Origin of the sequence: Pantoea sp. GM_Pan_4 (assembly GCF_026541005.1) — a bacterium.
GTDB classification, from domain to species: Bacteria; Pseudomonadota; Gammaproteobacteria; order Enterobacterales; family Enterobacteriaceae; genus Pantoea; species Pantoea dispersa.
The window spans coordinates 122,141-140,211 of sequence record NZ_JALNUZ010000001.1; the positions used below are offsets into that span (position 1 = coordinate 122,141).

The 18,071-nt window shown below is 56.9% G+C and carries 18 protein-coding genes, 2 tRNA genes and 1 other RNA gene; 10 read left to right on the forward strand and 11 right to left on the reverse strand.

The window, feature by feature from the left end:
• Positions 1 to 390: 390 nt before the first annotated feature.
• Positions 391 to 1,140 carry a MipA/OmpV family protein gene (locus OXR61_RS00635; protein ID WP_021510058.1) on the forward strand — a complete coding sequence of 250 codons (750 nt, stop codon included), beginning with the start codon at positions 391 to 393 and terminating at the stop codon, positions 1,138 to 1,140.
• An 83-nt stretch (positions 1,141 to 1,223) separates the two neighbouring features.
• A complete protein-coding gene (locus OXR61_RS00640; protein WP_021510059.1) occupies positions 1,224 to 2,072 on the forward strand; it encodes an aldo/keto reductase in 849 nt (282 codons plus the stop codon).
• Positions 2,073 to 2,096: 24 nt separating this feature from the next.
• On the opposite strand, the gene OXR61_RS00645 is transcribed toward OXR61_RS00640, so the two are convergent.
• Both OXR61_RS00645 and gapA read right to left on the reverse strand, forming a co-directional pair.
• The gene (locus tag OXR61_RS00645) at positions 2,097 to 2,972 is read right to left on the reverse strand and encodes a D-hexose-6-phosphate mutarotase (RefSeq protein WP_021510060.1); all 876 of its coding nucleotides are present in this window, start codon (positions 2,970 to 2,972) and stop codon (positions 2,097 to 2,099) included.
• A gap of 74 nt (positions 2,973 to 3,046) precedes the next feature.
• Positions 3,047 to 4,045: a glyceraldehyde-3-phosphate dehydrogenase gene (gapA, locus tag OXR61_RS00650; protein ID WP_021510061.1), complete on the reverse strand. Its 999-nt coding sequence runs from the start codon at positions 4,043 to 4,045 to the stop codon at positions 3,047 to 3,049.
• A gap of 338 nt (positions 4,046 to 4,383) precedes the next feature.
• Here gapA and msrB point away from each other — a divergent pair, with 338 nt between their 5' ends.
• Together msrB and OXR61_RS00660 are read left to right on the forward strand one after the other, a co-directional pair.
• A complete protein-coding gene (msrB, locus tag OXR61_RS00655) occupies positions 4,384 to 4,794 on the forward strand; it encodes a peptide-methionine (R)-S-oxide reductase MsrB (RefSeq protein WP_021510062.1) in 411 nt (136 codons plus the stop codon).
• Between the two features lie 2 nt (positions 4,795 to 4,796).
• Positions 4,797 to 5,078: a DUF1315 family protein gene (locus OXR61_RS00660; protein WP_031280212.1), complete on the forward strand. Its 282-nt coding sequence runs from the start codon at positions 4,797 to 4,799 to the stop codon at positions 5,076 to 5,078.
• Positions 5,079 to 5,113: 35 nt separating this feature from the next.
• Here OXR61_RS00660 and pncA read toward each other — a convergent pair whose 3' ends face one another.
• From pncA to sppA, 3 genes are all read right to left on the reverse strand, one after another.
• Positions 5,114 to 5,722 carry a bifunctional nicotinamidase/pyrazinamidase gene (pncA, locus tag OXR61_RS00665; RefSeq protein WP_031280213.1) on the reverse strand — a complete coding sequence of 203 codons (609 nt, stop codon included), beginning with the start codon at positions 5,720 to 5,722 and terminating at the stop codon, positions 5,114 to 5,116.
• 16 nt (positions 5,723 to 5,738) lie between these two features.
• Positions 5,739 to 6,752, reverse strand: coding sequence for an asparaginase (gene ansA / locus OXR61_RS00670; RefSeq protein WP_058757717.1), 1,014 nt, complete (start codon positions 6,750 to 6,752; stop codon positions 5,739 to 5,741).
• 85 nt (positions 6,753 to 6,837) lie between these two features.
• Positions 6,838 to 8,694 carry a signal peptide peptidase SppA gene (sppA, locus tag OXR61_RS00675; protein WP_021510066.1) on the reverse strand — a complete coding sequence of 619 codons (1,857 nt, stop codon included), beginning with the start codon at positions 8,692 to 8,694 and terminating at the stop codon, positions 6,838 to 6,840.
• 171 nt (positions 8,695 to 8,865) lie between these two features.
• On the opposite strand from sppA, the gene OXR61_RS00680 reads away from it, so the two are divergent.
• From OXR61_RS00680 to OXR61_RS00695, 4 genes are all read left to right on the forward strand, one after another.
• Entirely contained in the window at positions 8,866 to 9,417 is a 552-nt protein-coding gene (locus tag OXR61_RS00680; protein WP_021510067.1) for an NAD(P)H nitroreductase, read from the forward strand.
• A gap of 153 nt (positions 9,418 to 9,570) precedes the next feature.
• Positions 9,571 to 10,614 carry a selenide, water dikinase SelD gene (selD, locus tag OXR61_RS00685; protein ID WP_021510068.1) on the forward strand — a complete coding sequence of 348 codons (1,044 nt, stop codon included), beginning with the start codon at positions 9,571 to 9,573 and terminating at the stop codon, positions 10,612 to 10,614.
• A 21-nt stretch (positions 10,615 to 10,635) separates the two neighbouring features.
• Positions 10,636 to 12,558 (forward strand): DNA topoisomerase III, encoded by a 1,923-nt coding sequence (locus OXR61_RS00690; protein ID WP_021510069.1) that lies wholly within the window; start codon positions 10,636 to 10,638, stop codon positions 12,556 to 12,558.
• The gene (locus tag OXR61_RS00695; RefSeq protein ID WP_021510070.1) at positions 12,558 to 12,854 is read left to right on the forward strand and encodes a YnjH family protein; all 297 of its coding nucleotides are present in this window, start codon (positions 12,558 to 12,560) and stop codon (positions 12,852 to 12,854) included. Before OXR61_RS00690 ends, OXR61_RS00695 begins: the two co-directional genes overlap by 1 nt.
• 33 nt (positions 12,855 to 12,887) lie before the next feature.
• Here the strand turns inward: OXR61_RS00695 and xthA are convergent, their stop codons facing one another.
• From xthA to OXR61_RS00725, 6 genes are all read right to left on the reverse strand, one after another.
• Positions 12,888 to 13,694, reverse strand: a complete 807-nt coding sequence (gene xthA, locus OXR61_RS00700) for an exodeoxyribonuclease III (protein ID WP_021510071.1) — start codon at positions 13,692 to 13,694, stop codon at positions 12,888 to 12,890.
• Positions 13,695 to 14,054: 360 nt separating this feature from the next.
• Positions 14,055 to 14,181, reverse strand: a non-coding RNA gene (locus OXR61_RS00705) — RtT sRNA.
• A 39-nt stretch (positions 14,182 to 14,220) separates the two neighbouring features.
• Positions 14,221 to 14,305 (reverse strand) — tRNA-Tyr (locus OXR61_RS00710).
• 44 nt (positions 14,306 to 14,349) lie between these two features.
• Positions 14,350 to 14,434: transfer RNA gene (locus OXR61_RS00715), tRNA-Tyr, on the reverse strand.
• Between the two features lie 144 nt (positions 14,435 to 14,578).
• A complete protein-coding gene (purU, locus tag OXR61_RS00720; protein WP_031280214.1) occupies positions 14,579 to 15,427 on the reverse strand; it encodes a formyltetrahydrofolate deformylase in 849 nt (282 codons plus the stop codon).
• A 57-nt stretch (positions 15,428 to 15,484) separates the two neighbouring features.
• The gene (locus OXR61_RS00725) at positions 15,485 to 15,940 is read right to left on the reverse strand and encodes a YchJ family protein (protein WP_040679954.1); all 456 of its coding nucleotides are present in this window, start codon (positions 15,938 to 15,940) and stop codon (positions 15,485 to 15,487) included.
• A 96-nt stretch (positions 15,941 to 16,036) separates the two neighbouring features.
• Here OXR61_RS00725 and rssA point away from each other — a divergent pair, with 96 nt between their 5' ends.
• The gene (rssA, locus tag OXR61_RS00730; RefSeq protein WP_021510074.1) at positions 16,037 to 16,942 is read left to right on the forward strand and encodes a patatin-like phospholipase RssA; all 906 of its coding nucleotides are present in this window, start codon (positions 16,037 to 16,039) and stop codon (positions 16,940 to 16,942) included.
• 101 nt (positions 16,943 to 17,043) lie between these two features.
• The gene (gene rssB / locus OXR61_RS00735) at positions 17,044 to 18,060 is read left to right on the forward strand and encodes a two-component system response regulator RssB (protein ID WP_021510075.1); all 1,017 of its coding nucleotides are present in this window, start codon (positions 17,044 to 17,046) and stop codon (positions 18,058 to 18,060) included.
• Positions 18,061 to 18,071 lie beyond the last annotated feature (11 nt).

Consider the following 18,071-nt stretch of genomic DNA (forward strand, 5'->3'; position numbering starts at 1 on the left):
TTTTTAGCACAGGTAAAGGAGCGTAATAAGATGCTCTTGCAGCTCCCGGAAGATATTCTTTATTGAGTACAGCAACCCTTATGCCAACCTGACGATTTTTTATCGGGATTCACAATTCTTATGGTTACTCTGCTCGTACAAAAAATTCTCGTCTTACTTTTACTGTAGAAGGCAATCAGAAAAATTGCTCCGTCTTTTCTCCTTATTTAGCGATATATCAATAACAAAGTCTCATAAGCGCTAAGGCCGTCACGCCCTTGCGGCAACAGGTGCGCTGCGTCTCAGACGCTTCTGACAGGATAAAAAGGAAATCAACATTAAAAGTTAAACCAGTGGCAAAATTTGGTTAGACTCTGCGTGTGATTGTTATATTAATGGAATGAATAAATTGTGAACCATTTCAAACTTAAAGCGCTTGCTGTGATGTGTCCTTGCTATTTTGCGGCGTTCAGCACTTACGCTGAACCCTTGTCACTTGGGGCTTCGGTTATTTATGCCCAGTCGCCGTACCGCGGCGGCCAGGACCGTTATCTGCCGATCCCGGTCATCAATTATGAGGGGGAAAACTTTTGGTTCCGCAGCCTGCAGGGCGGTTATTATCTGTGGAAAGACCCGCAGAATCAGCTGTCGTTAACGCTGCTGGGCTCGCCGCAGCAGTATGACCCGAAAGATAACGATCTGGGCGATATGAAAGGGCTGGACAAGCGTCGCATGACGCTGATGGCCGGCGCGACTTATCGTCACGTTGCTGACTGGGGAATTGTGCGTACCGCGCTGCTGGGCGATGTGCTGAATAACAGCAACGGCATGATCTGGGACCTGACCTACCTGTACCGCTTTGATTTCGGCGCGTTCAGCCTGACGCCGGGCATTGGCGCAATGTGGAACAGTGCCAACCAAAACCGCTATTACTACGGCGTTTCCGGCCACGAAAGCGCGCGTACCGGCATCGATCGCTATCACCCGGACGACAGCTGGTCGCCTTACGTCGAGATGAACGCCAGCTATCAGATCAGCGAGAGCTGGAACGCCAGCCTGTCAGGCCGTTACACCCGCTTCGCCAGTGAAATCAAAGACAGTCCGATGGTAGATAAAGACGGTCAGTTTACGCTGTGGACCGGCGTCAGCTACAGCTTCTGATGACCGCACGAACGCCTCATAATGAGGCGTTTTTGTTACCCTGCACCAATATTGCGCCCCGTAATGGCGCAACAGGAGGTGAGATGAAGACGATGCAGTTTAACGACGATACGCCGTTACCGGCTATCGGCCAGGGCACCTGGTATATGGGCGAAAATCCGGCACAGCGGGCGCAGGAAATCGCTGCGCTGCAGGCTGGACTGGACGCCGGACTGAAACTGATCGATACCGCTGAGATGTATGCCGAAGGCGGCGCGGAAGAGGTGGTCGGCGCAGCGCTGCGCGGACGGCGCGATCAAGCCTGGCTGGTATCAAAAGTTTACCCGTGGAACGCCGGTGAGGTCGATGCGATTGACGCCTGTGAGCGCAGCCTGCGCCGTATGCAGACGGACTATCTCGATCTTTATCTGTTGCACTGGCGCGGTAATGTACCGCTGGAAGAGACCGTGCGCGCCATGCAAACGCTGCAGCAGCAGGGCAAAATCCGCCACTGGGGCGTCTCCAATTTTGATAGCGACGATCTGCAGGAGCTGTGGAGTGAAGCCGGAGGGGTGGGCTGCGCGACTAATCAGGTGCTGTACCATCTGGCTTCGCGCGGTATTGAATTTGATTTACTGCCGCTCTGTCAGCAGCACCATACGCCCGTCATGGCTTACTGTCCGCTGGCGCAGGCCGGACGGCTGCGTCAGGCGCTGTTTGACGATGCGACTCTGCAGCATATTGCACAACAGAAGGGCATCAGCATCGCTCAGTTGCTGTTGAGCTGGGTGATTCGCCAGCCGGGCGTAATGGCCATTCCCAAGGCGGGCAGCGTGGCGCACGTGCAGGAGAATGCGGCGGCCCTGAATATCACCCTGACCAGCGATGAGCTGGCGCTGCTGGATCGCGCCTTTCCGCCGCCGCAGCACAAACTGGCGCTGGATGTGGTGTAAACGGCGCGTGCGCGCCGTTCAGCATTACTTATTGCGGATTCTCAGCGTGACGCCAAGGCGGGCAGGGGTTTCTCCGGCACTTTTCATCGGCTTGTTAATCCGCGCCGTCTCCACGCACACCATGGTTTTATAGCCATCATTAGGCATATCGGCCATGCTGCAGGACAGTTCCGGGCCAGGATTCCAGGTGACAACGTCACTTTGATAATGGTGGTAGACTTCAATCTGTCGCTTACCGGCGCGATCGTGGATCACGCTGCAGTCTTCCGCTGCGGTATGAATGCGATCAACCCGATCGGGATAGGTTTGTTTACCGTCCGCTGCGCTACCGATGGCATTGTCCTGCACCTTATCGATGTAGCTGTTGCCGAGCCCGCTGACTTCAACCTGCGCAATGTCCGCCACCTGAAAATAGCTGTGCAGCGCGGCCGTGGCTTCATAATCGCCCCAGGCTTCCAGCTCAATCTCACAGTGTTCAGCAATGCGAAAGCGCGCCAGCAGCGTGAAGTCGTGCGGCCACAGTTTTTTCGTTTGTGTATTACTTTCCAGCGTGAACGTCAGCATGACCGCATCTTCGTTCTCATCATGCGCCGTCAGCGTCCATGGCTGATTACGGGCAAAGCCATGCGCAGGTTCACCTGCCGGACCAAACCACGGCCAGCAGACCGGCACGCCGCCGCGAATGGCTTTTCCGCTGACGAATGGCGTCTTGTCGCTGAGCCAGATGGCGGGCTGCTGACCGGCCGGCTGCCATGCCAGCAGGTGCGCACCCTGCAGGGCAATGGCGGCGCGCACTTTCGGATGGCTGATCACCAGAATTGGCAATTCACCCATCTGACGCTGCGACAGGTAAGGGGTGATCTGCGTCACCACGGGCAAGTTAAAGAGCGAATTGTGCATTGTCAGACCTTCTCTCATCCAATCGAAAAAAAAGGGGCGACCGAAGTCACCCCTTGTCTGTTTAGCTGGTTAGCTTACTTAGCAGCAACCAGTGCAATCAGATCCAGAACCTTGTTGGAGTAACCGGTTTCGTTATCGTACCAGGAAACCAGTTTCACAAAGTTGTCGTTCAGAGCGATACCGGCTTTCGCGTCGAACACGGAAGTCAGCGTTTCGCCGTTGAAGTCGGTAGAAACCACGTCGTCTTCGATGTAGCCCAGCACGTCTTTCATGTCACCTTCAGCAGCGGCTTTGATGGCTGCACAGATGTCTTTATAAGACGCTGGTTTTTCCAGACGAACGGTCAGGTCAACCACAGACACGTTTGGCGTTGGTACGCGGAACGCCATACCGGTCAGTTTACCGTTCAGCTCTGGCAGAACTTTGCCTACTGCTTTCGCTGCGCCAGTAGAAGATGGGATGATGTTCTGCGCTGCACCGCGGCCGCCGCGCCAGTCTTTGTGAGACGGGCCATCAACGGTTTTCTGGGTGGCGGTGGTGGCGTGAACAGTGGTCATCAGACCTTCAACGATACCGAACTTGTCGTTGATCACTTTAGCCAGCGGTGCCAGGCAGTTGGTGGTGCAGGAAGCGTTAGACACGATGTCCTGGCCGGCATATTTGTCGAAGTTGGCACCACGAACGAACATTGGGGTGTCATCTTTAGACGGACCAGTCAGAACCACTTTCTTCGCGCCGGCAGTGATGTGTTTACGTGCGGTTTCGTCGGTCAGGAAGATACCGGTTGCTTCAGCAACAACGTCAACGCCCACTTCGTCCCATTTCAGGTTAGCCGGGTCTTTCTCAGCGGTAACACGGATTTTTTTACCGTTAACGATCAGCGCGCCATCTTTCACTTCTACGGTGCCGTCGAAACGACCGTGTGTAGAGTCATACTTCAGCATGTAAGCCATGTAATCGGCGTCGAGCAGGTCGTTGATCGCGACGATTTCGATGTCAGAACGCTGCTGAGCAGCACGGAAAACGATGCGACCGATACGGCCAAAACCGTTGATACCTACTTTGATAGTCATATATTCCACCAGCTATTTGTTAGTGAATAAAAGGTTGGCTGTAAAATTACAAAAACCTTACCAGGCGTCAAGCGGAATCGTGTCAATTGTTGCGACAGGTCAATTCCAGCGCCAGGAATAATTGGGTGCGCAAACGCTTGCGCAGCGCCCTTATTGCGCACCTATCTTACGCCGAATGCAGACTAAAAAGGGATGACTGTTGCAAAGAGTGATCGTCATCACAAAATTGCGCAGTGCTGGTCGGGGCAAAAGCATCCGCACGAAAAAAGACCCGGAAGATGTTGTTCGTTTGTTAGAATACTAGACGATTTTTACAGAATGACACTCCGGAACTCAAAATGGCTAAAGACACCGCACCCGAGGCAAAAATTGCCCAGCTGTCGGAAATGCAGCGCTACGTCACTCAGCATCGTGGAACCGAACCGCCTTTCACCGGCGCGCTGTTGCACAACAAGCAGGAGGGCATCTATCACTGCCTGGTCTGCAACGCACCGCTGTTTCTCTCCGAAACCAAGTATGACTCCGGCTGCGGCTGGCCGAGCTTTTACCAGCCGTATAACGATGAAGCTATCCGCTATCTGGAAGATGACTCGCACGGTATGCACCGCGTCGAAATCCGCTGCGGTAACTGCGACGCCCATCTGGGCCACGTCTTCCCGGATGGCCCGCAGCCAACCGGTGAGCGCTATTGTGTCAACTCAGCGTCGCTGAACTTTACCGACGAGCAGGGCAATCAGCACGAGGGCTGAGCATGAAGCAGGAACTGGAAGCAATGCTGGCGGCGATGACGCCGGAAGTCTACGATCGCCTCGCCAGCGCGGTGGAAACCGGCAAGTGGCCAGACGGCGTGGCGCTGACGCAGGATCAGAAAGATAACTGCCTGCAGCTGGTGATGCTGTGGCAGGCGCGCCATAACGACGAACCGCAGCACATGACCATTGGTAAAGGCGGTGAGATGGTGATGAAGTCGAAAAAACAGCTGAAGGAAGAGTGGGGAATCGAGTCCGACGTGACGCGCATCAACCTGCATTGACCGGCTGCAGGGCTGGAGAGTTCCAGCCCTGATTTTCAGATAATGACCGCACCCTGCGCCTGCATCTGCGCGATCGCGATCTCGCTGTCGTCCGGATTGAGATTGACGCCACGGCAGCCTTCCTGCACCACCTCAACGTGATATCCCAGTTCCAGCGCATCCAGCACGCTGTACTTAACGCAATAATCGGTCGCCAGGCCGAGCATCACCAGGTGAGTAATGCCGCGCTCGCGCAGCCAGCTGTCGAGCTCGGTTTTGCGGCGGTGCCCGTTATCGAAAAAGGCGCTGTAGCTATCCACATCCACATCGCCGCCTTTATGGAACACCGCATCAATCAGACTGCGATCGAGATCCGGATGGAAATCCGCGCCCTGTGAGTGCTGCACGCCGTGATCCGGCCACCAGATCTGCGCCAGACCATTCAGTTCACCGAGGGTATACACCGGCTCGCCAGAGACCGAGGCAAAGCTGCCGTGATTGGCCGGATGCCAGTCCTGCAACGCCACCACGCATTCACCGCGCGCGCGGAATTCGCGTGCATAGCGATTAGCAACGGCAACCGTCTGGTCACCTTCACGCACGGCCATCGGGCCGCCGGGGCAAAAATCGTTCTGAATATCGATGATTATCAATGCCCGCTTCATGGGATTTTGCTCCGTATCAGTCTTCGGTCAGTTCGCCACGTAAATTCTGCTGCATTTTGGCACGAATTTCAGCGCTGGTGAGGTTCTGGCTTAACAAAAAGTGCAGTTTAGTCAGGGTGGCCTCGACGGTCAGATCAAAACCACTGATCACGCCGGCGTGTTCCAGTGCGTTGCCGGTGGCATAACCGCCCATATTGACCTTACCGGACATGCACTGCGTCAGGTTCACCACCACAATGCCGCGCTCGCTGGCCTGCTGCAGTTCGGCAAGAAACTCGGCGTTTTGTGGCGCGTTGCCCACACCGTAAGAGCGCAGAATCAGCGCCTTCACCGGCTGACGCAGGAAATTGCGTACCACGTCGGCAGAGATGCCAGGATAAATGGTCACCACGCCAATCGGCTGAGGAGTGATCGGATGGACGATCAGCTCACCGCTGCCGCGCGGTGCTGGCGGCGTATTGAGACGGCGAATATGGATGCCCGCTTCCAGCAGCGGCGACAGGTTCGGTGACGCAAACGCATTAAAACCGTCGGCGTGGGCTTTGGTGGTGCGGTTACCGCGGAACAGCGTGTTGTTGAAGAACAGCGCCACTTCATTAATCGGATAGTTGGCCGCGACGTATAGCGAGTTCAGCAGGTTCTGCTGACCGTCTGAGCGCAGCTCGGCCAGCGGGATCTGCGACCCGGTGACGATCACCGGCTTGGCCAGGTTCTCCAGCATGAACGACAGCGCCGACGCGGTGAACGCCATGGTATCGGTGCCATGCAGAATGACGAAACCGTCATAGCGATCGTAGTTCAGCTGGATGTCGTCAGCGATTGACTGCCAGTCCTGCGGCGTCATATCCGAGGAGTCAATCAGCGGATGGTATTCGTGGATGGTGAAATCCGGCATTTCCGGACGGTGAAACTCTGGCATCATCGCCAGCTGCTGCTGCAGATGGCCAGAGACCGGAATGTAACCCTGCGCGGAGCGTTGCATACCGATGGTCCCGCCCGTGTAGGCTACATAGATATTTTTCTTTTGCATGAATGGACTCAGACTTGCCGTAAAACGCGCAGTATAAGGGGATTAGCGGGGAAAAGCAGCCCGACCAGCGGCCGGGCTGTAAAGATTAGCGTACGTTGCCGCAGGTCAGGCAGAACGCGTAACGGTTTTGCGGATCGTTGAGATTATTCATCAGGCCCGGCTGCGCCTGCAGCGCGCCCATCACTTCGCTGACCGGTGCCGGCAGCCACACTTTCAGCGCGGCCGGCAGTACGGCCTGCACTGACGCGTTCATCTGGTTCAGCAGCAGGTCGATCATCCCCGGATCGTCCTGATACCAGCTCAGTTCAGGTTTCGCGACCTTCGCCAGCTCGGCGGCTTTGGCCACCGCATCGTCGAAGTCGCCCAGCGCATCCACCAGCCCATTGGCTTTAGCATCGCTACCGGTCCAGACGTGACCCTGCGCAATGGCATCAATCTGCTGTGGCGTTTTATGGCGTGACGCCGCGACCAGACCGACAAAGTTGCGATAACCGTTTTCAATGGTCAGCTGCATCAGCTGCTGCACTTCAGTCGGCAGCGCTTTGGTGGTCGACACATCCGCCAGCGGCGAGGTGGCAACGCCATCGCTGTGCACGCCGATGCTGCTCAGGCTGTTCTCCACCGTATTGATCACGCCAAAGATGCCGATCGACCCGGTCAGGGTGCTCGGCGCAGCGACGATGTAGTCGGCCGGCGTGGAGATCCAGTAGCCGCCCGATGCCGCCATGCCGCCCATCGACACCACCACCGGCTTACCGGCATCGTGCGCCGCCGCCAGCTCTTCACGGATGGCCTCAGAGGCCGTTACGCTGCCGCCCGGGCTGTTGACGCGCAGCACAATGGCTTTGATTTTGTCGTCGAGGCGGGCGTCACGGATTTGCGCAGCGGTGGTGTCGCCACCGACGTTGCCGGCGCTCTCTTCGCCGTCCATGATGGCACCACTGGCGAGAATCACCGCAATGTTGCCATCCTGCTGCGTCGGTTGTTTGACGTTGTAGTCATAGATGCTGACGTTGCGGTAGTCGTTGCTGGCTTTATCCCAGCCAAAGGTTTTCACCAGCTCGCGATCGGCGGCAGCGCGCGAATCCAGCACATCCACCAGTTTGTTATCCAGGGCATATTTAGCGGTATCGCCCTGAACGGCCTGCAGACCGCTAATGATGCCCGCCGCCCCCGGGAACAGCTGCTGCGGCGTGATTTGCCGGTTGGCGGACACCGTGTTGAGGTAGTTCTGCCACAGCTGGCCGACCCAGCGGCCGTCAGCATCGCGCGCTTCCGGCGACATATCATCACGCAGGAAAGGTTCAACTGCGGACTTATAGGTGCCGACACGGAACACGTGTGAGCTGACTTTCAGCTTATCCAGCAGAGATTTGTAATACAGGCCGTTGGTGGCGAAACCGTGCAGATCCACCGTGCCCTGCGGCGACAGATACACCTTCGTGGCGTAGCTGGCGAGATAGTATTGCGCCTGGCTATAGCTGTCGCCGAGGGCAAAAATGGGTTTGCCCGCGTCGCGGAATTCGCGCAGCGCCTTACCCACGTACTGCAGCGAAGGCTGATCGCCGCCGGCAAAATCGCGCAGATCCAGCACCATGCCGGTGATATTTTTATCGCTCTTTGCCTGACGAATGGCATCGACCACATCAAACAACGAGTTTTCCTGCAAACGATCGCTGCTGGCACCCAGCAGCTGGCGGCTGATACGGCTCAGACGATTGCTGACCGACGGTTTGTCCACCAGCACGCCGCTCAGATCGACTTTCAGCGCACCCTGCTGCACTGGTTCACTGCTGCTGGCGCTGGATAGCTGCAGCCAGATACCGACGCCGGCCAGAATTAACACAATCAGGAACAGATTCAGGATAAATTCCCGGATAAAATTCAGCACCCGCCAGCTCCAGCGGAACAGGCCAGCAATAATTCGCCACAATGTGCGCATAAACTCTCCATATTCACGTAGCCAGGGCAGCCGGTATGCGGTCTGCCCCGATGTCGGGTTCATCCTAAAGAGCAGCGTGCGAAAAGTCAGCAGGAAATCGCGCCAGACTGTTACAAAAGATCGCGCTGTGCCAGGATTAGCCCACGCTTTGTTAATCACGGGAGAATCAAGATGGATGCACTGGAATTACTGGTAAACCGTCGTTCAGCGTCGCGTCTGACCGAGCCGGCACCGGCCGGTGAGGTGCTGCAGAATATTCTGCATGCGGGTATGCGCGCACCGGATCACGGCACGCTGCAGCCGTGGCGCTTCATCATTATTGAAAATGAGGGGCGCGAACGCTTTAGTCATCTGCTGGAGCAGGCCGCACGCGACAGCCAGCTGGATGACAAAGCCATTGAGAAGGCCCGGATGTCACCGTTCCGCGCGCCGATGATCATTACCGTTGTCGCGCACTGCGAAGCTTCCGCCAAAGTGCCGCGCTGGGAGCAGGTCGTGTCCGCGGGCTGCGCGGTGATGGCGATGCAAATGGCGGCCGTCGCGCAGGGCTTTAACGGCATCTGGCGCAGCGGGCCATGGACCGATCATCCGCAGGTACGCGCCGCCTTTGGCTGCCGCGAGCAGGATGCAATTGTGGGTTTCCTCTACCTCGGTACGCCGCAGCTGAAAGCCAATACCACCGTGGTCGCGCCCGACAGCGAGGCGTTTGTCAGTTATTTCTGACAGACAGCAGCGGGTTTCTGCGGCAAGGTGCATGCAACGACTCTGATTGCACAGTCGCTGTGCGAAAGATCGCGCTTAGCGGCGACAGCGCTTACCAGCAGCGGGCAGCCAGGCTAACATAGCCCTCTCTGTTCAGCGCACAAGGAACCCGCCATGAGCGAACCGCTTCGTTTGACGCAATACAGCCACGGCGCTGGCTGCGGCTGTAAAATTTCACCTCAGGTGCTCGAGACCATTCTGCACAGCGAACTGGCTGCCTTTCACGATCCGCAACTGCTGGTCGGCAATGAAACCCGTGACGATGCTGCCGTCTACGATCTTGGTAACGGCACGGCGGTGGTCAGCACCACTGACTTCTTTATGCCCATCGTTGACGATCCGCACACCTTTGGCCGTATCGCGGCCACTAACGCCATCAGTGATATTTACGCCATGGGCGGCAAACCGATCATGGCCATCGCTATTCTCGGCTGGCCGGTTAATGTGCTGGACGCGAAAGTGGCACAGCAGGTGATTGAAGGCGGTCGCGCGGCCTGCCAGGCGGCTGGCATCGCGCTGGCGGGGGGCCACTCAATCGATGCGCCGGAGCCGATTTTTGGCCTTGCCGTTACCGGCATCGTTGATGTAGCGCACGTGAAAAAGAACAGCGCTGCGCAGGCGGGCTGCGAGCTGTTCCTCACCAAACCGCTCGGCATCGGTATTCTGACTACCGCAGAGAAAAAAGGGCTGCTGCGTGCGGAGCATCAGACGCTGGCGGCGCAGGTGATGTGCCAGCTCAATAGCGCAGGGGCGGAATTTGCTAAACTGCCCGGCGTCAGCGCCATGACCGATGTCACCGGCTTTGGTCTGCTGGGGCACCTGAGTGAAATCTGTCTGGGCTCCGGCCTGCGCGCACACGTGCAGGCCGCACAGGTACCGCGTCTGCCCGGCGTGGACCAGTACATTGCGGCCGGCGCGGTGCCGGGCGGCACCAGCCGCAACTTCGCCAGCTACGGCGAGCACATTTCTGCCATGGATGAGGCCACGCGCGCACTGCTGTGCGATCCGCAAACTTCCGGCGGGCTGCTGGTGGCGGTACAGCCTGACGCTGTGGCGGCGTTTCGCGCGTGCGCCGCGCAGGCTGGCGTTGAGGCCACGGCGATTGGCACACTGCTGTCGGCCGACCGCGCCCATCCACTGATTACTGTAGTCACCTGACGTAAAGGAACGACGCCATTCATGCGTTTGTTTATTGCTGAAAAACCCAGTCTGGCACGCGCCATCGCCGATGTGCTACCCAAACCGCATCGACGTGGCGACGGCTATATTGCCTGTGGTAATGATCAGGTTGTAACCTGGTGTGTCGGGCATCTGCTGGAACAGGCGCAGCCTGACAGCTATGACAGCCGCTATGCGCGCTGGAATCTGGCGGATTTACCCATCATCCCGGACAAATGGCGCCTGCAGCCGCGCCCGTCGGTGGCGAAGCAGCTCAAAGTGATCGAGGGCTTACTGCAGCAGGCCAGCGTGGTGGTGCACGCCGGTGATCCGGATCGCGAAGGACAACTGCTGGTCGACGAAGTGCTCGATTATCTGCAGCTGCCGGCTGAAAAGCGCCAGCAGGTGCAGCGCTGCCTGATTAACGACCTCAACCCTGCGGCGGTCGAGCGCGCAGTGAGCCGTTTGCGCGAGAACCGTGAATTCATTCCGCTGTGCGTCTCGGCGCTGGCCCGGGCGCGCGCTGACTGGCTGTATGGCATCAACATGACACGCGCCTGGACGCTGCTGGGCCGCAACGCCGGTTACGACGGCGTGCTCTCGGTGGGACGCGTTCAGACGCCGGTGCTGGGGCTGGTGGTGAGGCGCGATGAAGAGATCGAAAACTTTGTGCCGAAGGATTACTTCGAAGTGAAGGCGCACATCGTCACCCCGAAAGAGGAGCGCTTCGTTGCCAGCTGGATCCCCAGTGATGCCTGTGAACCGTGGCAGGATGACGAGGGCCGTTTGCTGCATCGTCCTCTCGCTGACCACGTGCTTGAACGTATCAACGGCAAACCGGCGTGGGTTACCGGCTACAACGATAAGCGGGAGTCAGAAACGGCGCCGCTGCCGTTTTCCCTCTCCAGCCTGCAAATCGAGGCGGCGAAGCGTTTTGGCCTGAGTGCCCAGACGGTACTGGACTGCTGTCAGCGTTTGTATGAAACCCATAAGCTGATTACGTATCCGCGTTCGGACAGCCGCTATCTGCCGGATGAACATTTTGCCGGACGTCATGCGGTGCTGAACGCCATTCAGGCGCATCAGCCGGACGTGTCGCTGCCAGCGGATTTCAATGCGGATCAGAAAAATCGCTGCTGGGACGATAAAAAAGTGGATGCGCACCATGCCATCGTTCCTACGGCGCGCGCCAGCAAGGTGAACCTGAGCGACAATGAAGCCAATATTTACGGTCTGATTGCGCGCCAGTATCTGATGCAGTTTTGTCCCGACGCGGTATTTCGCAAATGCGTCATCGACCTCGATATCGGCGGTGGCAAGTTCGTTGCCAAAGCACGTTTTCTTGCCGAAGCCGGCTGGCGTGCGCTGCTGGGCAGTAAAGAGCGCGATGAAGAGAATGATGGCACGCCGCTACCGGTGGTGAGTAAAGGCGATGAGCTGTTGTGTGAGCGTGGTGAGGTACTGGCGAAGCAGACTCAGCCGCCGCGGCCGTTCACCGACGCCACACTGCTGTCGGCCATGACCGGTATTGCCCGCTTTGTGCAGGATAAAGAATTAAAGAAAGTGCTGCGTGCGACCGATGGTTTAGGAACGGAAGCGACGCGTGCCGGCATCATAGAATTGCTGTTCCGCCGTACATTTCTGGTGAAAAAAGGTCGCTATATTCACTCAACCGAGGCGGGCAGGGCACTGATTCATGCGTTACCTGAGATGGCCGCGCGGCCGGATATGACGGCGCACTGGGAGTCAACGCTTACCCGCATCAGTGAAAAAGCCTGTCGCTATGATGAGTTTATGCAGCCGCTGGTCAGTACCTTAATTGGTTTGATTGGTGAAGCGCGCCAGAGGCCGTCGCTGCAGGCTTTTCGTGGATTAGCCGCGACCGGAGCGAAGACGCGCAGTAAAGGCAAAACGCCCCGGCGCAAAACGAAGGAGACGGAATAATGCGTTACGCAACGCTGTTGCTGAGTGGGCTGCTGCTGTGCAGCCATGCCGCGCTGGCTAATCGCCAGCCGGAGCCCGCGCGAATGGGCAATACCGATGTGGTGGTGGATATGCCGCCGGAAGTGTGGACGCAGGGGCAGAATCGCCAGCAGAACAACTGCCTGCAGTGCTGTATCTATGAAAACCGCAGCTACTCCGAAGGCGCTGTGGTGAAAGCGGAAGGTGTACTGCTGCAGTGTGCGCGTGACGAAAAAGTACTGGGCACCAATCCGCTGATTTGGAAAATCATTAAGTAAGCGGGCGTGGCGCGCAGGCGCCACGCTGTTCAGTTACAGCTTGAAACTGGACCACACCGGCGCGTGATCGGACGGTTTGTCCATACTGCGAATAGCGTAGTCGATGCCGCTATCGATGCAGCGCGACGCCAGCGGTGGGCTGGCCAGCAGAAGATCGATGCGCAGACCGCGGTTGTCATCAAATCCTTTTGAGCGATAGTCGAACCACGAGAAGCGATCGGCGGTTTCCGGGTTTTTCTCACGCCACGTATCAACCAGTCCCCACTGCAGCAAACGGTCCATCCACTCGCGCTCTTCCGGCAGGAAAGAGCATTTGCCGGTGCGCAGCCAGCGCTTGCGGTTCTCTTCACCAATACCAATGTCCAGGTCGGTACTGCTGATGTTCATATCGCCCATGATCAGCACCGGCTTGTCGGCCGCCAGTTGCTGCTCAAGATAGCTTTGCAGGTCGCGATAAAACTTCTCTTTGGCCGGGAACTTGATGGGATGGTCACGGCTTTCCCCCTGCGGGAAGTAACCGTTGATGACGGTGATATCGCCAATCGGGCTGGGAATTTCTGCCATGATCAGACGTCGCTGGGAATCTTCACCGTCATCGGGAAAACCGCGTCGAACTGCCACCGGCTGCGTTTTGGTCAGCAGCGCCACGCCGTAATGGCCTTTCTGGCCGTGATAAAACACGTTGTAACCGAGCTTGCTGACCTCTTCCAGCGGGAACATATCATCGTGCACTTTGGTTTCCTGCAGGCCAATGACATCCGGTTGATGCTGTTCAACCAGCGCCGCCAGCTGATGAGGGCGTGCGCGCAAGCCGTTGATGTTAAAAGAGACAAATTTCATTTCGCTGCCATTTTTCGTCGCAAAAGGTTGCGGCGATGGTAACCAGGTTTGCGGCAAAAGTCATGGCTTGCGTCATAAGAGCGTGCCGATAAGAGTAAGAGGCAGAACGCAGGTGATTTGTCGTGGGAGACGCAGGAGAGCGGGCTGAGGCAGGCGATGCCGTTCAGCTGGGGGCGTTGATGTGAATATCCAGGTGCGCATTAATGCGCACCCTACAATCCGGGTGACAACTGGGACGATGAGAATATAAACCGGTCACATGGGTAACATTTCAGGCCGTACCACTGCAGGGGCGCCATTGATGCCGGCCTGGCATCGCGTAAATTCAGATGTCGGTCTGGTGAAAAGTGCAGCATGAAAGGGTGGCGGGAGAAGGATTATTCGCCGCAAGCGGCTCACCCTGCGGGCCGCGCTGCGCGCGTTGTCTCACTGCGTTCGACCCGAACCTTCGGTCGAAGCTTCTCATCCTGCTCCGGATGTTATTTATTGGTTTTTCTATCGGCTGGAGGAGATGTGCAGCATGAAATGGTGGCGGGAGAAGGATTCGAACCTTCGAAGTCGATGACGGCAGATTTACAGTCTGCTCCCTTTGGCCGCTCGGGAATCCCGCCAGGGATATGAAGCTCAGAAGATTCAGGCACAGAATGGATTCAGATGGTGGCGGGAGAAGGATTCGAACCTTCGAAGTCGATGACGGCAGATTTACAGTCTGCTCCCTTTGGCCGCTCGGGAATCCCGCCACTGGCCTGAATCTTTATGCCTGAAAGCGGGGCGCATCATACCAAATGCGTTCAGTCTGTAAAGCGCCCGCAGTAAAAAACTCAATCGTTTGCCCACTTTTTACGCGTGGCGCTGAAGAGTTGCGCAAATCAGCGCCGCAGTGGTTAAAGAATGATCGTGCGGTTGCCGTAAACAAACACGCGCTGGCCCAGCACTTTATACAGCGCGCGGCTCAGTACATTCTTTTCCACGTCGCGTCCGGCACGCATCATCTCTTCAGCGGTATAGCTGTGATCGACGTTAATCACGTCCTGCATGATGATCGGGCCTTCATCCAGGTTGTCGTTCACGTAGTGCGCTGTGGCACCGATGATCTTCACGCCGCGCTCATAGGCCTGATGATAAGGGCGTGCGCCAATGAAAGCTGGCAGGAACGAGTGGTGAATATTGATGATCTGGTTGGGATAACGCTGCACAAACGCCGGCGTCAGCACGCGCATGTATTTCGCCAGCACCACGTAATCCGGCTGATAGCGATCGATCTCATCTGCCATGCGGTTATCGTGCTCTTCGCGCGTCAGGCCTTCATGGCTGACCAGCACAAAAGGGATGTCAAAACGCTCGACCAGCGAACGCAGCGTTTCATGGTTACCAATGACGGCGGCGATTTCCATGTCCAGACCACCAAAGGCGCTCTTCATCAGCAGGTCGCCCAGGCAATGCGCCTCTTTGGTGACCAGAATCACCACGCGGCGACGTCCGGCGCTGTGCAGCTCACGTACCGAACCGGTCGGCAGCGCGCTGTCGAGGTCAGCCAGCAGCGTGTTGTCGTTGAAAATGCCTTCCAGCTCTGTGCGCATGAAAAAGCGCCCGGTACGGTGATCGACGAACTCATTGTTCTGCACAATGTTCAGTTCGTGCTTGTAGCAAATGTTGGTGATCTTGGCGATCAGACCTTTGGCATCGGGGCAAATGGTCCGTAAAACTTTTCGTTGCATGGTTTGCGCTTGCATCTCGATCAGAGTCCTGTCAAAGCGATGAATGGTGAAGCTGTTGGGCATCTGTCCACATTAGCCACAACATTTTTTGTATTTTTTATCGGAGCCACAAGGACAGCGATCGTTACGCCCTAACTCCGGCGTTGTTCCGTCGACATAGTACCAGCGTTGATCCTCGCGAAGAAAGCGTGAACATTCATACAGGCTGCAGGTACGACCTTTTTCGAGATAACGCGCAAAAAAAGTCACGAAGGCTTCATTCTCATGGCTTCCGTGATTACAACGGGTTACATTCAGGCCAAGCCATTCTGTGGTGGCGAAACTTTCGGATAATAGCGTCTCCAGTCCGGCCACGCGCTGGCTGGGATGCCAGGTTTCCACCAGCCAGGCGGCGTTTTGCTTAACGTAAGCGCTGTAACGCGAGCGCATTAACTGTTCAGCGCGCTGTGGCGTTTGTTGCCCGTTCAGAAAGGGCTGACAACATAGGCTATACTGCTCTCCGCTGCAGCAGGGGCACTTTTCGGACACATCATCTCCTGAGAGTGATTAAAGTTAATGAAAGTGTGCGCTATGTTAGCCGACTGGCCAGCGTGAAGCTACGCATCAGGTTGATCACGAGGTGAGATGAGAAAAGTCAGGATTGGGCTGGCCCTGGGATCGGGCGCTGCCAAAGGCTGGGCGCATATTGGTGTCATCAACGCGCTGGAGCGCGCCGGTATTGAGGTGGATGTCGTCGCCGGCTGTTCCGTCGGCGCACTGGTGGGTTCTGCCTACGTCAACGGCCGTCTGGCGTTGATGGAGAAGTGGGTCAGCGCGTTTCGCTACTGGGATGTTATCCGTCTGATGGATCTCTCCTGGCAGCGTGGCGGCCTGCTGCGCGGTGACCGGGTGTTTAGCCATATCCGTCAGCTGATCCCTAACGAGCTCATCGAAGACGCGGATAAGCGCTTTGGTGTGGTGGCAACCAACCTCAGCACCGGACGCGAGCTGTGGCTGACCGAAGGGGATTTGCACCAGGCGGTGCGTGCTTCGTGTAGTATGCCAGGCTTATTGCCTCCGGTTGGCTACAATGGTTATTGGCTGGTGGATGGTGCGGTGGTCAATCCGGTGCCGATTTCGCTGACCCGCGCGCTGGGCGCTGACATTGTGATTGCCGTTGACCTGCAACATGATGCGCACCTGATGCAGCAGGATCTGCTGTCGGTCACGCCGCAGAGCGGTGAAGAGGCGGCAGCGGCAGAAGCACTGAGCTGGGGCAAAAAACTGCGCCAGCGTCTGATGGGGTTGACCCATCGGCGCGCCAGCCAGTCTCCAGGCGCGATGGAAATTATGTCTACGTCAATCCAGGTTTTGGAAAATCGCCTGAAACGTAATCGTATGGCAGGCGATCCGCCGGATGTGCTGATTCAGCCTTTTTGTCCGCAGATTTCAACGCTGGACTTTCATCGGGCTGAAGAGGCCATTGCGGCAGGCAAGGCCGCCGTGGAGAAAAAAATGGATGAACTATTACCGCTGGTCCGTAGCAGATAATCAGTTGTTCATTCACGGGGGTTGTGACTTCAGCCAATTCTGAAAGGCGCAACGGCGTTTTATGAACCACTATTGAAATATCTGGTACGCAGGGGGAGAGAATGGAAAAACCGCTAATCGGCAAAAAGATACTCATTGTCGAAGATGAGGTCGTTTTCCGTTCATTGCTGGACACATTGTTAACTGGCCTCGGAGCCAGCACGTTCGAAGCGGGCGACGGACTCGACGGCCTGAATTTACTCGCCGCGCAGTCGGTGGACCTGGTCATTTGCGATCTGGAAATGCCGCGCATGGGCGGTATTGAGTTTGTCGAGCGAATTCGTACACGCGGTAATAGCGTGCCCATCCTGATCATCTCCGCCACGCAGAACATGGCCGACATCGCCCACGTGCTGCGCCTTGGCGTGCAGGACGTGCTGCTCAAGCCGCTAAAAAACCTGGAACGTTTCCGTGAAGCGGTGTTTGAGTGCCTCTATCCTTCGATGTTCACCTCGAAAGTGGAAGAAGATGAACAGCTGTTTCAGGACTGGGATGCCCTGGTGCGCGATCCGCTCGCTGCCGCCAAGCTGCTCAAACAACTGCAACCGCCAGTCCAGCAAACCATCGCCAGCTGCCGCATAAACTACCGTCAACTCACCATGGCGGAACAGCCGGGGCTGGTGCTGGATATTGCCGCGCTGTCGGACAAAGATCTGGCGTTTTATTGCCTGGACGTGACGCGTGCCGGCGACAACGGCGTGCTGGCTGCATTATTGCTCAGAGCACTGTTTAACGGTTTATTGCAGGAGCAACTGTCCGGGCAAAAGCAGCGTCTGCCGGAACTCAATGGTCTGCTACGCCAGGTGAATATGCTGTTGCGTCAGGCCAACCTGAACGGTCAGTTCCCGCTGCTGGTGGGCTACTACCATCGTCAGTTGAAAAATCTGATTCTGGTTTCAGCCGGCCTGAATGCCACACTGCACATCAATACTCAGCAAATCCAGCTCAGTAACGGCGTGCCGCTTGGCACTATGGGCAGCACCCATCTTAATCAAATCAGCCAGCGCGCCGATGCCTGGCAATGTCACGTCTGGGGAGCCGGCGGCCGGCTTCGCCTGATGTTATCGTCCGAAGAATAGCCACTCAGATT